The sequence below is a fragment of the Sporobacter termitidis DSM 10068 genome (assembly GCF_900130065.1).
GTDB classification, from domain to species: domain Bacteria; phylum Bacillota; class Clostridia; order Oscillospirales; family Oscillospiraceae; genus Sporobacter; species Sporobacter termitidis.
The window spans coordinates 117,864-133,869 of the sequence record NZ_FQXV01000010.1; the positions used below are offsets into that span (position 1 = coordinate 117,864).

A 16,006-nucleotide genomic window follows, 5' to 3' on the forward strand; every position below is an offset into this window, starting at 1 on the left:
CTCCGTTACAGCAGGTTTGCCTCTCCCAGCAGGTTGAACAGCATTTGCGCAACCTCGCCGCGTTTGGCCGTCTCCTTCGGACGGATGGAAAGATCCTGCTGAGAAAGAATACCGGCGCTGTAGCAGAAGGCCAGCGATGGGCGCGCCCAGTCGTCCGATTGGACATAGTCTTCAAATTGTGCCAGCGTATCGCGGACCGCGCCGCTGTCCATGGCCGTATCCATGCCGCAGAGCTTTGCCGCACGGGCGATCATGACGGCGGCTTCCTGCCGGGTGATCGTACCGAGCGGATTGAAAGTCGCAGCGGTCGTACCGCCGACAATGCCATAGCTGTTTGCAGTGCCAACGTAAGGCGCATACCACTCGGCCGAAGGGACATCGGAGAAGATGCCGTTTGCCTTCGGCGTCAGGCCCAGCGCCCGGACAACGATCGCCGCAAACTCCGCGCGCGTCATGGTGTTGTCGGGTTTAAAGCTGCCGTCGTCCATGCCGGCGATGATCTCTCGGGACGCCAGCGCCTCGATGGCGGTGATCTCGCTGCTGAAGATGATGTCGCCAAAGGTCGTGCCCGGCTTTGTGATGGGCACGGTCTTCACAGCGGCGTTCTTGCCCTCAAGTCCCGCGCCTTTCGCCGGTCCGGTGCTCGTACTCTCCCCAACGGAAATCGCGTCGCTCATCCGGTAGAGGCTCGGCTTGCCGTCCCGCGCACGCTGTGCGGCGATGAGTCCGTAAAAGCCCTGTTCGGTCGCCATCTGGTTTGAGCCGCTGCCGTCGGCGGTGTGCTGAAAGCTCCCGTCCGCCTGCTGATACGTCAGGAGATTGTCCAGAAGCGTGTGCCCGTTTTTGACAAAGCGGCTGTCGTCCAGCGAAATTCCCAACTCACACAGCGCCACAAGTATCTGCACAACGCTTTCAGAGTTTGGCGTCCCCCAGCTTGAGAATCCGCCCTTGGCGTCCTGCTTGGCAGACATGCAGGCAAGCGCCTCGCCGGTGGCCTTCTTGACGTCGGCTCTGTCCTGATATTTGGCCAGGGCCTGCAGCGCCATGCCCGTGATGTCCGGGTCGGCCGGTTCCGGGCTCCCGCCCGTCCCCGTGAGCGACCATCCGCCGTCAGCCAGCTGACGCGACAAAATCTCGTCCACGTACATTGCCCGTGTGGCCTGCGTCCTGGCACTTGTATTCTGCGGCATGGCGTAATTGCCTGTATCCAGCGCGATGAGCGCCCAGATCGGCCCGTTGAGCCCCTGCCAGATGGTCTTGTCATAGTCGCCCAAAGGCGTCAAAAGGTTGTACCCCGCCACATTGGACGGGTCCTTCCCGATGGACGTCAGCGCCACGATCACCCGGGAGTATTCCGTGTACTTCTTCTGATGCAGGACCCCCTTGCAGGCCTCGACGTACGCTTCAACTGTGGCGTCATAGTCCTGATAATATGTATCGGGTACCTCGTACCCGCTGCGCGCCAGACCCAGCACCGCCCACTCGCCCCCGATGGAGCCCACCTGCGGCTCCTTGACGGTATTGACCATGTACGACGCTGCCTTGTCGACGGCCGCTTGCAGCGCCGCTTTATCCGCGGCCAGCCCCGGAACGGCAAGTCCCAGCACCAGGACAAGCGTCAATAGTAATGCCGTGCCTTTTTTCATGATTGACATAATAGTAATCCTCCTTCTGTATTCTCCTATTTGTTTGTTTTATGAGGTTTTTTTCATATCGTTTTCTCCTGTCCTTCAGATGATACAGTCCAGATACCTCAGGCGGAACCGGACAGGCCATCTACAGTGATCTTTCAGTCTCCGCGTCACGCTGTCGGCAAAATCGCATACCGTGACCCGCTGGTTATCCTTCACCGGCAGCAGGGAAAAGCGCGCCTGCTGCTGGATGGTAACCACTTCCTCAAAGCTCTCCGCCATTTCCCGTCCCAGCGCACCTATAATTGCGTCTTTCAGGCGATACAACGACCCGTTGCAATGCGACACGCCGAAATAGCCCAGAAGCCTGACGATATAGGCTGTCCAGAGCTCCACAGCATGCCCCGGGCTGCAGTTTCTTAAACGCCGATTCCAACGCCTGCGCAGCCAGATGCGCCGAAACGCAAGGGTGAGAAAACCGAGCACCAGCATTCCGATCAGGGCCCACAGCAGGATTTCGAGTATGCTTATTGGCTCCGCCAACGGCGGCTCTTCTTCCTCCGCGCCGCCGGCGTTATCCTTATTTTGTTCGGAATGCTCCTGAGACGACACATCGGAAGGCTTTACTTCAAAGGGGACAAAGCCCACGCCATCCCGATATATCTCTACCCACGCGTGGGCATCGGCTTCACCGACCTCGACAGGCTCTCCTTTTTCCCAGGCGGCCGCCGCATCCTCGGCTGAGATATAGTATCCCTCCACATAGCGTGCCGGGATACCGAAGGTGCGGAACAGCAGCGCCGCCGCAGTTGCGTAGTGTACGCTGTACCCCTCATGGCTGTCTTCCAGCAGGAACGTCAGAAAATCTCCGCCCTCATAAGGCTGCGGCGTCTCGCTGTAAGCCAGCGCCGAGGACAGAAATGCCTGCACCGTGCTTCGCGCTGTATCAAAGCTTAAACCACCTTCCGGCACCTCTTGCCCGCCAAGCAGCTTTCGGATGGTTTCCGCCGCTTCCTCCGGTACATCCAGGTAATTGGCGTACACATATTCCCGGTATACGTTTTCACTTTCAAGGTATTTCATGGCATACTCATCGCCCGCGCGCCATTTCTCACTAAGCGTGGAATAAAGCGCCTCATCGCCTGATACAGATCGGTCGGTAACATAATATTCGTATTGCCTTTGACCATGCAGCCCCACCGCCGGCAGGTCCGCGTCCCCGATCTGATTGGCATCGGGCGACCCGGTTTTCAGCTCGTAAGGCGTGTAAATGTATCCGGAGCCGGCTGTCTTATTGTCCACGGACACCTGTATCAGGCGCTTTTCCATATTCAGAGCGTCCGCCAGCTGCGCGAGCTGATTCTGGCCGTAAAAGCCCCTGTTGTGAAGCCAGGTGAAAGCCATCGCACTTTCAGCCTTCGTCGCCGCGGGCAATCCGATCCAGCCGTCGCCGATATAACGCTCACCCACAAAGCCGCGCAGATATATGCTGGCGGGTTCCGACATCGTCACAGTCATTACATTTTTATCCGCGTCCGGCGCGAAATTCTTTAGTTCGGTAAAATCCCCTCTTGGCAGCAGCTGCTCTGTTTGCTCATAGCGCAGACGATAGATCTGTCGCGCGGCATCCAGGCGTCTTTTTTCAGCCGCCGCGGAACCGTCACCCGCCAAAAGCGCCGGGAGCAGCGATGCCGCCGTCAGAAGCGCCATAATCGCCAGCAGCCAGACAGCCATACTACCGCCGTTGGCGCTGTTGTTTCGATATGTCACGCGGCTGCTGCACGCCGCTGCTGTTGCCAGTATCAGTAGTACCGTCCAGCTGTCCGGAGTATACAGCCCGATAAGCGCTGCTGCCAACACAAGAGCGTCAAACACCAACAGCATAACCGGCTTTCCGTTTGCCGACCATCCGGCTGCTAGGCCGAGTATTGCAGCGGGCAATGCAAGAAACAGCGCCGCGCAGACCTGATGCATGTTTTGGTCCGCACGCACCTCATACCGCGGAAAAATTCGGCCGAGCTGGATCTCCAAACCGGCAAACACCTGATTGACCGTGATGTTCCAGCCGTCGGCGATCCATCGGCTGGCCGTCACAGCGTAGACCGCCAGAAGGGCCAGGGACACATACTGCACTATCCTATATTTTTGGGGCAGGCCGCAGCTTAAAGAGCAGAAAAACGTGCCCACGAGCAGCAGTGTTGCCTGGGTATAGCCGCCGCCGGACAGATTCAATCCCTTCCAGGTGCAGCCGCATATAGACAAAAGAATTATAAGACCCAGTAAAGAACGTCCAAAGAGGTCAGCCGTCCTGTCGGGAGCCTGCCATATAACAAGTTGAAAGCCGTTACCTTCTCCGCTTTTTTCCACTCCGACACTCCTCAGATGATCACATCCCGCAGGGTGGTTTTATAATCCGCCGGCGAGAATACATAACACATGATATCTCCGGCCCTCTCTCCCTCACCGGTCTCACTGCACAGGAAAACCGTTGTCTTGCCGACGGCCGAAAGTGCCGGCAGTTCCTTCGATATCTGCGGCGTAAAAAGGGCAATCAGGGGATACCGCCTGCCGCCCAGCATTTGCAGCAGCTCGGTAACGCCGTTGCCGTTCTCCTGAGTTCTGAGCAGCTGGTGCACGATGCCGTACAAATCCTCGACGGCGGTGATATCGAGTATCGGGTTTTCGCCGCCGCCCAAAGCCAGGCTATACGGTATCTCCTCTTCCGCAAGACGCAGGCACAGGGACATCACCGCTTCTCCCAGTGCGTCCGTCACAGCGGGCGGTGCCGGCACGGATTTGTCCCAAAACACCAGCAGTGCCCGCGTAAGAGCGGCGGACGGATCCGCAACAAGGTATTTATCATATTTCTGACTGAGCTTCCAATGTATCTGCTTCAGGCTGTCGCCCTCGGCATAGTTCCGAATCTGGAAGGGTTCCGAGTAGTCCTGTCCCCTACGGTTCAGGTTCAAAACGTCGTCCCCCAGGAGCGTCTCGCTGCCGGATAATCTCACCGTCATGGGGAATGTCTCAGGCAAAACCGTCCGTTTTTCCGTTGATGCAACGCCTGTTTTCCAGCCGATCAAGCCAAAGGGATCAAATATCTGCAGCCCTGCGACGGAGAAGCGGATTCTGCCGCAACAGACCGGATTAAAGGTAAATTCCACGCGTTTTATGCCCTTTGGCGGTACCGAGCAGTCAATTTTCAAGGTCCGGCTTTCTCCGGTCAATTGGTTTATCACATCTATTGTTGTGCGCACACGCGCCATCGGCAGCGGCGCGCTGTTCTTTATTTGCAGCCAGCCGTCAGTGAAGGAGCCTTTTTGCGGACCCACAGGTATATACAGCGCGGAGGTCACCTTACCGGCCGCTAATGCCGTCAGTGCAATTGAAACGCAGGGCAGCAGCACGGACGCCGATAAAACGGCCAATGCGGCCGGGGTGCCGGTGAACGCCCAGGCCGCTCCGCACAGCAGCACGGCCATCGCCCATATGACGCGTCTCATTATCTTTTCAGCTCCTCTAAAACAGGCATTTTTACCTGCTGCAGAATTTCAGCAACAATGTCGGCGCTGTCCACCTCGTTGAAACGGGCCTTGCTGCCAAGGATCAGCCGGTGCGCGTATACGTCGGGTACGACGGCCTCCACGTCCTCCGGGACCACGAAATCACGGCCGGACAGATAAGCGCGCGCTTTGGTCATGCGGCACAGCGCCAGCGCTCCCCGGGGGCTGATGCCCAGGCTCACCAGCGGGTGCTGCCGGGTGGCCTCCGTCAAGGCGGTGACATATGCGTAAATTTTGTCATCAATATGGACTTCTCCCACCTCCGCGATGGCGGCAAGCAGTTCCCCGCGGGACAGGACGGGGGTAATCTGATCAAGGGGGTTCACATTCCGCCTGTCCCGCAGAATAACGATCTGGCTGCCGGTGTCGGGATAGCCCATGGAGAGGCGTATCATAAATCGGTCGAGCTGCGAGTTGGGCAGCATCTGCGTACCGGCGGAACCGACGGGGTTTTGCGTGGCCAGTACAATGAACGGGTCCGGCAGCGGATGGGTGACCCCATCCACCGTCACGCGCCCCTCTTCCATCGCTTCCAGCAAAGCGGATTGTGTCTTGCTGCTGGTGCGGTTGATCTCATCGGCCAGCAGGATATTGGTCATAATAGCGCCGGGTTTATATTGAAATTCTCCCGTACGCTTGTCCAGTATGGAAAAGCCCACCACATCGGACGGTACGCTGTCGGAGGTGAACTGGATGCGCTTTGTATCCAGGTTCAATACCCGGGCAAACGCCAGGGTCAGCGTCGTTTTGCCGACGCCCGGCACATCCTCCAGAAGCACATGGCCGCCGGCCATAATAGCCATCAGCACCTTACCGATGGCCTCGTCCTTGCCGACGACGACCTTTCTGATTTCCTTCTGCACATTCTCAAGATTTTTTCTCATACCTTTTCCTGACTATCATTTCATTATGAAGTTGCCTGCCGGGTTAACGCCTCCCCGGCAAGCGCTTCATTTGGTGTTTTTTCGGAGGTATTGCCGCTATTTCATCGATCCCGACTTGTTCTTCGTCTTTTTCAGTCTGACCAATGCTGTCGTAAGAATGGTGACCACCAGCGCGGCCGCGCCGCTGATGATAAGTATCATGGGCAGATTGTTCTGTCGGCTGACCTCTTCCACATCCGTGCCGACTTTCAGGTTCTCCTCCCTGGTTTCCGGCGGCGACACTTCAGGCTCCTCGGCCGCCTGCAAGTCGTTGGGCTCTTCCGCCTTGGTCTCCTCGGGAATATCTATTTGGGATGTCTGGGGCTTCGTCTGCTGATTCTGTGCGGAACCGGCAGGCCGCGTGCTCCCGGCTCCGGCACCTCCGGTGTCGCCGCCGGCGCCGCCCGTTTCATTGCCGATACCGCCGGTACCCGTGCCTTCTCCTGTTCCTTCTCCGGTACCTGTATGCGTTGTGGGCGGCTCGGGCTCCGCGGGTGGCTCCGTGTCGGCGGGCGGTTCAGTATCTGCGGGCGGCTTGGGGCCCTCAGGTTTATCTATGTTGCCGACTTGTTCACGTGCAATACGCACCGTTACATCGGTTTCGTCGTCAAGCATTACAAGCGCGTCTGTTCCTTCGCCCCCCTCCGTCGGGGCAACAGTTGCGGAATATACATACGCGAATTGCGGACCGAACGGCTCATTGTTATATACCGGGAGATCAACTTTAAGATCGATGCCCGCGCCCGCGCCAAGATAGATACCGTCGCTTCTGTCGTTTATTGCCGCGTAGCCCTCCGCCGGGACCGAGGCTCCGTCCAGCTCAACATAGAGCGTCACCGGGTAGAACTTGGGCTGGCCAAAGACCGGAACGTTGAGTGGTGATTGGTCATGGTTCTTGTTCTGGGTCCATACTCCGCGATTTCCGTCCGCGCCGCCGTCCAGCAGATACGCTATCTCGCCGCTTGCAAACGTGTCCATGCCCTTCGCTGTTCCATAGGCGTTGGGATTGGCGTCCGCCGGTGTGTCAAGCCTGTAGTAGGCGTTCGACACGCTGACGTTTGAGGCATCGGCGACTGTACCCAGCATGCCTATTGACGTCCCGCCGCCATACCAGTACGCGTTAGAAAGGGTGACGCTTCCGGTCGTCAGTGAACCGATGTTCCCGAAGATGCCGCCCACCGTGTTAGGGGCCGCGTCTCCGCAGCCGCCTGCCCAGTAAACGTTGATCGCCGCAACGGTCACGGCCGTGGTCGTCGTGGAGACGTTGCCGACAATGCCGCCCACGACGGTGGCAGCGGAGCTGCCCGTGTAATCGCCTTCCCAGTAGCTTTTGTTTACGGTGAGCTGTGTTTTATCAACGACACTTCCTACAAGACCGCCCGCATACGTCGTGAAGCCTTCAATATCGCCCGTCACATAACAATTGTCAATATTCAACAAGGTAGCATAGCTTGTCGAACCACAGGCCCCCACAAGACCGCCACCGGTTTTACAGCCTGAACCGGCGCTGTTGCTGCCTGCAACAACACCCTTGTTGTAGCTGTCCTTTAGATAGATATTTCCTATTCCCGCAAAGCCCACTAAACCGCCGGCATAATCACATATGGCGCTTATTCTCCCCTCGTTGCCGCAGTTGGTTAACCTGATAATAGGGGAGGACGAACCTCCGGGAATACGTCCTACGATCCCGCCCGCGTCGGACTGACCAGTAGTCGGATAAATATTAGAAATATCACCGTAGTTAACGCAGTTTTCTATTTCGGCGTTGATCACGGAGGAGGGCCAAGACATGTCCACACGCCCCGCGATGCCGCCCGTTCCAATTCCGCCGCCTGTTATACTGCCGTAATTCTTGCAGTCAGTGATCCGCAGGGTGATTGCTCCGGCAGTTAAACCTCCGATATTGCCTATGATTCCAGCGACATAAGTACCTTTCGAATTCACATTGGCATAATTCACGCAGTCGCTGACAAGTCCTGTGCTTGTGTTGCCGCTGCTGCCGGCGTAATTTCCTATAATGCCGCCGACGCGCCCCTGATTCCCCATCCCTATCGCAGTCGTCAACAAGGCGCCTTCCTCGGCAACGCAATGCGTCACCTCGGTGAGACTTACCATGCCCACGATTCCACCTGCATATAAACCTGCCACATCGGTTGTACTGTTGAGTACGCTTGTTCCGGTCAGCCTGCAGTTTGTAATGACGCCGAGTGTCGACGTCCCGACGATACCGCCGCAGTTGGCACCGTTGAAGTCGATGTTCAGCGTAGCTGTGCAATTGCTGACGGTGCCGCCGGTATTGATACCGACAATACCGCCGCTGGAGTTGCCGAACACGCTCCCCTCACCCGTGAGGGTCACGGCGCAGTTATCTATCGTCCCCTTGTTTGTACCCGCAACGCAGCCGAAATTCGTACGAGATATGCCCGCAAGGTTCCCGGCGACATTGACGCCATGCACAAATCCATTCTCGCCTATTTCCTGGAACAGCGGCTGCGTCACAGCAGCATTGAGGGTAACGGTATAACCCTGACCGTCAAGCTCGCCTTTGAACGGTTTGTTCGCCCCGCCAATGCCCGCCCAATCCGCGGGTAAGGTAATGTTCGCGCTGAGGATGAACGTATAACCGTCATAGCTTTCGCCTCCTGCAACGTTTATACCCAGATCCTTCAGGCCTTCCAGGTCATTGATTTCGTATCCGTCGGTCAATGTTATTTTTTCCTGCCAGCGGGCATAGAGCACGAATACGCCGCCGGAAGCGTCTGCCGCTTGAAGGGCATTGTCAAAATTCCACGCCGTTCCGCCCGTTTGAGCGGTATACCAGCCTATGAACTCATACGTTCTTGACTTTTGGCCTTCCGTCTTGCCTTCCCACGTGGGGTCGGCGGGCTTTTCAATCTTATTGCCAAACTCCAGCACCTGCGTCGGCACCTGTGCGCTGCCGCTCGCGCCCGCGGCCCTGTTCAGCTCGAACACGACGATCGCGCTGTTGACGGAACGCCAGCAGGCGATAAGGTCTATATTTTCCGCGACTGCCGTACTGAAATCGAATGAGTCAACACTCAGGTATCCGCTTCCGTCCGCTCCCGCGACCGCCTTGTCGTACCAGCCTAGGAAGACAGCGTCCACTTTTGCGGGATCGGCGGGCTGTACGGCTCTGCTGCCTGCGTCGACCGTCTGAGTGCCCGCGGTGCCGTCGCTATCGACACCGCCGTTCAGGTCAAAGGTGACGGTAAAAGGCCCGCCCTGAAGTTCAGACGACAGAACGAATGTGGGGGACGCCGTCAGGTTTACCGCCGGCATGGAAAGCGTCGCCGCTGTGCCGTCCGGGGAGACGGTCGGCGCGTAGTACTTCCCGACGCTGTCTTTCAGGCCCAACGCCTTGAGCGTATAGCCTGAGTCCGGCATTATTGTCAGCGTCACGCCGCTGCCGATGGAAGCATACGAATATTCGGGCGTCACCGCACCGTGTGCGGCGCCTTCCACCAGAAGCCTGTAGACAGGCTTATATGTATCGGTGTCAAGCGTCGGCTGCTTGTTAACGGTATCCTGACCCCATATGTTCAGGCGCGTGCTCGTGTCGCCCTTGTCAAGCCGCCACGCCAGCTCGCCGCTCTCGGCCGCACCTGCCTGAATGGGGGTGTTGCGGCCGGCGCCAGCCTCGTCTCCCGTTTGAGCGGGAACGGCAAGCGCGGCTTCGCTCGGTCCTACAAGGACATTGTGCTTGTAGAAATAGTTATTACTGTTGTTTGTCATAAACGCCCCGGTAATTCCGCCGACGTTGATGGTAGAGCTGGAACCGATGACTTTAACGGTGCCTGTGCTGTAACTGTTCTTTACAAAGCTCGGGGCGGAGTCGGTGGTACTGACCGAGCCTTGATTGGTGCCTGTGATGCCGCCCACGCCGGAGACCACCGATGTGGTGGCGACGATAATGTCGCCTGTGTTATAGGAATTCACTACTGTGCTGCCGGTGCCGATGTTCGCGGCAATGCCTCCGGCAAAGGCGTTACCGGACGATTTAACGACGCCCGCGTTTGAGCATCCTGTATAGTTGGTGCCGGGTCCCGATTGACCCGTAATGCCGCCCGCATTATTGCTGCCGGTAACAGTGCCCGTGTTTGAACAATTAATAATATTGTTGCCGCTGCAGGTCACAAGGCCTAAAATGCCGCCGACGCCGCTGCCGCCGACGGTGGTGCTGGATACGACGCCGTTAATGTAGCCGGTGTTTGTGCATCCGTTAAGCTTCGCGTAGGCATAGTCTGATTTGACATTGCTGCCGGAAGCCATAACGCCGGCTAAGCCGCCCACACCGGCGCTCGAGCTTGCTCCTGTGTTGCTGATAGTGCCGTTGACTTCGCCCGAGTTCACACTATCGTAAAGCTCGGAGAAGGCGCCCGTCCTGCCGGCAATGCCGCCCACACCGGAGATCGATGATCCGAGCGTACAGGCAATCCCGCCGTTGACTTTGCCTGAGTTTTCGCTTTTGTAAAATATAGCGTATACACCCGTCTGACCGACGATTCCGCCCACGCCGACAGACGACATCGCGCCTGCGCAGGTAACGTCGCCCGTGTTTGTGCATGCATATTCGCCATTCGTATCATTGGGCTTGCCGAAATTGGTGTAGTTGCCCACCAAGCCGGCAATACCGCCCGTATACGCGGCGCCAGAGATTTTGCCCGAGTTCGAGCAAGCCTCGATCCTGTTGTAAACAGATGTATTACCGTTGCCTGTCACTCCGACAATGCCGCCCGCGGCGTTTCCGGTGGAGGTGACGTCGCCTTTGTTTTCGCAGCCGCTGAGGACGACAAACCCGCCCATTTGTCCGACGATGCCGCCCACGTTGTATGTGCCGGATACGGCGCCCTCGTTCAGGCTGTTCGTAATCCCGAAGGGTGCAGTCTTTGTACCGGCAGCCGTCTGCCCGGCAATGCCGCCTGCAAAAAGCGTGCCGGCGACTGAACCGTAGTTAGTACATTTCGTCATTGTCACGGTGTTAGCCGTCACATTACCGACGATACCTCCGGCCTGGTTCTGCCCCTTTACTGTCGAACCGTCGCCAGGCGCGCCGAAGGTGAGGTTAGACAGGACGCTGCTGTCCGCGGCCGTACCCACGATGCCGCCAGCAGTCGAATTTGTGCCTAAAATGCTCGCGTTCAGCACCGTAAGGTTTTCGACCCGCGCGCTGCCGCTGATATAGCCGAACAGCCCCTGGTCTGTGCCGCTGGCTGAAATGGTCAAGCCGCTAACCTTATGACTCTTGCCATTAAAAGCACCCTGGAACGGCGCGGCGGAGGTGCCGATCGGCGTCCAGTTGCCGCTGATAATGGTAATATCACCGCCCAGCTCAACAGTCTTGCCTGCGAAGGTTGTGGGCGCCCGTCCGTCAAGCCCGTTTACCAAATTCGCGAAGCCTTTAAGATCTTCCTCGGTCGTCAGCGTAAACGTCGCGGCGTTCGTGTCCTGGTCATACCAGAGGTAAGCCGATTTAACGTCCGGCGCAAAAGTATACTTCCCGTCGTAGTTCGCAGTTATCGGACCGACTGAATAAACCGCCGTCGTTTTCGCGCCGTCATCTGCACGGGAGCGGACCGCAACGTCCAGCGGGTCGACAAAACTGATCATGTACACGGCGTCGGGCGCAACGCCCGGCGTGACCGCTGTAACCTCAAACTTCTCTCCCGAGGTCACATATACCCACTGCTTGCCCTGGCCGTCTGTTTCGCCAGGTATGCCGAAGGACCCGCTCGTTATATTCACCGTGGAGCCGTCCGGTTCAGCAGCTTTGGTAATGCTTACCTTAAACACAGGTTTACTCGTTGCCGCAAGAGTGGGCAGCGTGTCCTGCTCCTGCGCCCAGATTGTGTTACGCGTTCCGTCGCCACCGCACAGCAGCCACGCCACCTCGCCGGAGGCGAATCTCGCCGCTGTTTTAGCGTTAGCCTCGTCCTCATCGTCTGCTTCGGCGAGGTAATAGGAATTTGTATAAGTGACCTCAACACCCGTGTTCACCCCGCCGGCAAGCGCGCCGCCGACGCCGCCATTTACATTGGCGTAAGCGTATGAATAGCTTATCGTTAAGCTTCTGTCAATATATCCGGCAAGACTGCCCACATTCGTGCCGCCTGTTACCGTGATCGCGCCGCTCTCACCCGCCGCGTATGTATACTGTACAAGGCCGTCACCCCAGCCCAGGACGCCGCCGACACAGTCGGAGGTTTCGGAACCGGTGACCGAAGCGGTATTGCATCCGTAGGATACCGTTCTGGTGGTTGCGGCGGCAGACTTAAGATACCCGCCGAGGCCGCCGATATAATTACCTGTACCAGTTACGGCAGCAGTGTTTTTCACACTGGTCGCAAAGGTATTGTTACCAAGCGGTCCATATGCTGCGCCGGCTATGCCGCCGACATAACTGCCGCCACTGACCGCGCCGTTGTTTGTTGCCGTTTGCAACGCTGCTGTGGTTGTGTAAAACCCTACAATACCACCGACGTAGTTTCCGCCGATGACCACGCCGTTGTTGTTCGCCGTTAGCAACGCTGCTGTGGCTGTATAATACCCTGCGATACCGCCGGCGTAGTCTCTGCCGCTGACCGCGCCGAAGTTCTTCGAGCTATTGACCGCAGACGTTGAATAACCGACGATACCGCCGACGTAATCGCGCCCTGTGACGCTGCTTGCCGGATCGCTTGTATCGCCAAATACTAAGCCTGCGGCCGCCCCGATTGCTCCTGTCGAATAGCCGGCCACACCGCCGACATAATCGCTGGACGCGCCTGTAGCAGCAACCGTACCGATAAAGGTTAGTCCGTTAAGCGTACCGGTCGAATAGCCTACCACACCGCCGACGTATCCGCCGGTGCTGTAAATTTCACCCGTCACCTTGAGATTGCTTATGGCACCCGTGCTGTACCCGAAGAGGCCTTGATAATCGCCATTTATAGGATTAGAGACACCGCCGATTTTCAGCCCGCTCACAGTTTTTCCATTGCCATTGAAGGCGCCGTTGAACGGTCTCGCCGCACTTCCTATAGGCGTCCATTCCATGCCGCTTATGTCGATATCGCTGTTTAGTGTTACTGTTTTCCCACCGAAGTCCTTTCCTTGGTTTACCAGATACGCAAACCCATTGAATTCGCCTGGCGAGTTCAGGATAAATGCCACATCCTTATCGGAATACCAGCTGATATCGGCATCATTGGGGTTCGCCGCCCCCAGTGTATATATAATCCTGATATCATCGCCGGCAACCGTTACGGTTCCATTGATTATTTTAGCGGGTTCAATAGACGGGGCAGGCGTGACGCCCGTTATGGTAACGCTTATGTCCCCAGTAGCGTGGGTGAGGGTAAATTCTACAGTTGTTTCCCCCGTCACATAAACACTTTTTGACCCGACGGCGGCGTCCCCTACGACCTTGCCGTTGAATGCAGCGGAGAACGCCGCCTCTACGCCTTCATACCCAACCATTCGGGGCGCAAGGTTAACCTGGTAAACAGGGCTTACCGTTTCGCCTTCTTTTGCGAGTTCCGGATAGAGCGTTCCCTGCTTCCACACGACTTTATGCGCAGAAGCCCCATTGACATAATATAAGACCTCGCCATTTTTGAACGCGTCGGCATTTTTCGCCAGGCCTTTAAACCCAGCGACTGCGGCGTCGCTCAGATAAAAGGAGTTCGTCACAGCTCCGGGGCTTCCCTTTCCGAGTACGCCGAAAGGCGCATTGCCGTCCTGATCGAGGTAATATGAGAAGCAGTTGCTGACACCGGCCGCCGTCAGGTTGCCCGCGACGCCGCCGATGTAATTGCTGCCCGCATGGAGTAGCTTTCCTAAATTATAATTGTTCTCAACCTTAACCGTCGCGGAGGTTCCGTAGCCTATAATGCCGCCAGCGCAACCCGTGAACAATGAGCCTCCGACTGTTCCGGTGTTCACGTTGCCGGTGATGATGCCCGCATACGATCCCGCGCCGCCGAGAATGCCGCCCAGGTAAGCGCTCGCGCCTATGCCTGGAATAGAGACGGGACCCTCGTTTATACAGTTTTTAATTGTTCCGGCGCCCATCAGGTCGCCGGTGATGCCGCCCGCATAGCTGTTGACGCTGAGCTGAACGGTGCCTTTGTTTGTACAACCGTCCACTGTACCCGTGCTGTCGATACGGCTCACTATTCCGCCCTTAATATTGCCGCCGGAAATGAATCCTTCATTTGTGCAATATTCAATTTTACCCGTCGAAAGAATTGCCGCAATACCACCTGAATATCCGGCGGAGTCATTGATATTCCCCTTATTTATGCAGTGGCTGACAGAGCCTGCGGGGATGCCGCCTATAATGCCGCCCGCATACTGGTTTGCTCTTACATTACCCTCGTTCAGGCAATCTTTAACAATCGCCGCGCCACTGACGTAGCCCGCGATACCGCCCGCATAGTTGCGGAGCATGGTTACATTGGCCTTGTTAGTCAGGTTCGTCAATTTTGCGGCACCATTGACGTATCCGACTATACCGCCTATATTCGTGCCGGCGGTGCTTTGAGCGGAGGTTTCAGTGACGCTGCCGCTGACAGTCAGGTTCTTGATTTCAGCCGCGCCGATATAACCGAAAAAGCCCAGATTGGTTCCGGCCATGTTGATATACAGCCCGGATACGGTAAAGTTCTTTCCGTCAAAAGAGCCCTCGAACTGATTGGCAGCCGACGTACCTACGGGCGTCCACGGCTGGTTGTCCAGGTTGATGTCGGCTCCAAGTTCAAAATACGTGCCTGTGTACCTTGTACCGCTGTTAACGTTCGTCGCGAGCTGTGCCAGGCCCGCCGCGTCGGCGATTATGTAGGGGTCCTGCTCAGTTCCCGTACCCGTCCACGAACTCGCCTCAGCGGTGAGCAGCGCGATAAGAGTCTCAAGCTTTCCGTATTCCTCGTCCGTTAGTCTATCGCCCGACGTATCGTCCGGCATATCGCCGGTGCTCATAATGCTCATGGTGCTTTCCACCGGCATAAGGCCCAAGGCTGTTATCAGCGCGTTTATCTCCATGCACTCTGCGAGAACAGCCTCCAGCTCAGCCTCGCCAAGGCCATCAAGCGCCTCGGGCTCGGGCAGTGCCGCTATTCTCAAGCGAAGCTGCTCAAGTACCGACAGCTCCTCGTCCCCGGAGGGGTTGTCGCCGCCGTCCTCGCCGGCGGGCGTCTCAGCGCCGCTCTCGTCGGTGGGCGCCCCAGCATCGTCTTCGCCGGTGGGCGTCCCGGCGCCGCTCTCGTCGGTGGGCGCCGTAGCGCCGTCCTCGCCGGCGGGCGTCTCAGCGCCACTCTCGTCGGTGGGCGCCCCAGCGCCATCCTCACCGGCGGGTGTCCCGGCGCCGCTCTCATCGGTAGGCACCGTAGCGCTGTCCTCTCCAGTGTCTGTGCCGCCAATATACTCATAAGAGCCGACAAGGCCGTCGCCGTTTGCTCTGGCATACGTCACCGGAAGCACCGCCTGTGACAATATGAGCACAGCGCACATCAAAAATGTCAATAACCGTCCCGTTTTCTTCATATTACACTCTCTTTCATGAATCATCTTAGCTTGATAAGCTAATTTCGCGCCTTAGCGATGTGGTCATAAAGGCTTGGCGCACGCGGCCGGGATTGCGCGCCGCCCTCGCGGGCAATAATGCCCTCATTATCTATAGCCTTTTTGTGAAAAACCGGCAGTTATCCTCTTTCTGTTTTCTGTAAAAAGCACCTCCGTACTTACTGTCCGTCCAGAGGCGCAATACAACCTTCCTCGCAGGGAAAGCTCCACGCAAAACAATCAGCCTCATATTCAACTTCAACTCTAAAATTGAATACAAGGCTAATCCATGCGTTGGATAGTCGTTCTCCTGTGCTCGCGTTCGCGGATG

At 57.2% G+C, this 16,006-nt stretch carries 5 protein-coding genes; all 5 read right to left on the bottom strand.

Going from position 1 to position 16,006, the window contains the following annotated elements; genetic code table 11:
* Nucleotides 1-5: 5 nt before the first annotated feature.
* Complete coding sequence (locus BUB60_RS13900) at nt 6-1,655, bottom strand: S-layer homology domain-containing protein (protein ID WP_143162364.1); 1,650 nt, start codon at nt 1,653-1,655, stop codon at nt 6-8.
* Nucleotides 1,656-1,730: 75 nt separating this feature from the next.
* A complete protein-coding gene (locus BUB60_RS13905; RefSeq protein WP_073080197.1) occupies nt 1,731-3,863 on the bottom strand; it encodes a transglutaminase-like domain-containing protein in 2,133 nt (710 codons plus the stop codon).
* Nucleotides 3,864-4,009: 146 nt separating this feature from the next.
* On the bottom strand, nt 4,010-5,134 hold the full coding sequence (locus BUB60_RS13910) for a DUF58 domain-containing protein (RefSeq protein WP_073080200.1): 1,125 nt from the start codon (nt 5,132-5,134) through the stop codon (nt 4,010-4,012).
* Complete coding sequence (locus tag BUB60_RS13915; RefSeq protein ID WP_073080203.1) at nt 5,134-6,078, bottom strand: AAA family ATPase; 945 nt, start codon at nt 6,076-6,078, stop codon at nt 5,134-5,136. The genes BUB60_RS13910 and BUB60_RS13915 overlap by 1 nt, the downstream gene beginning before the upstream one ends.
* Before the next feature lie 96 nt (nt 6,079-6,174).
* Complete coding sequence (locus BUB60_RS13920) at nt 6,175-15,657, bottom strand: beta strand repeat-containing protein (RefSeq protein WP_073080206.1); 9,483 nt, start codon at nt 15,655-15,657, stop codon at nt 6,175-6,177.
* Between the last annotated feature and the right edge of the window lie 349 nt (nt 15,658-16,006).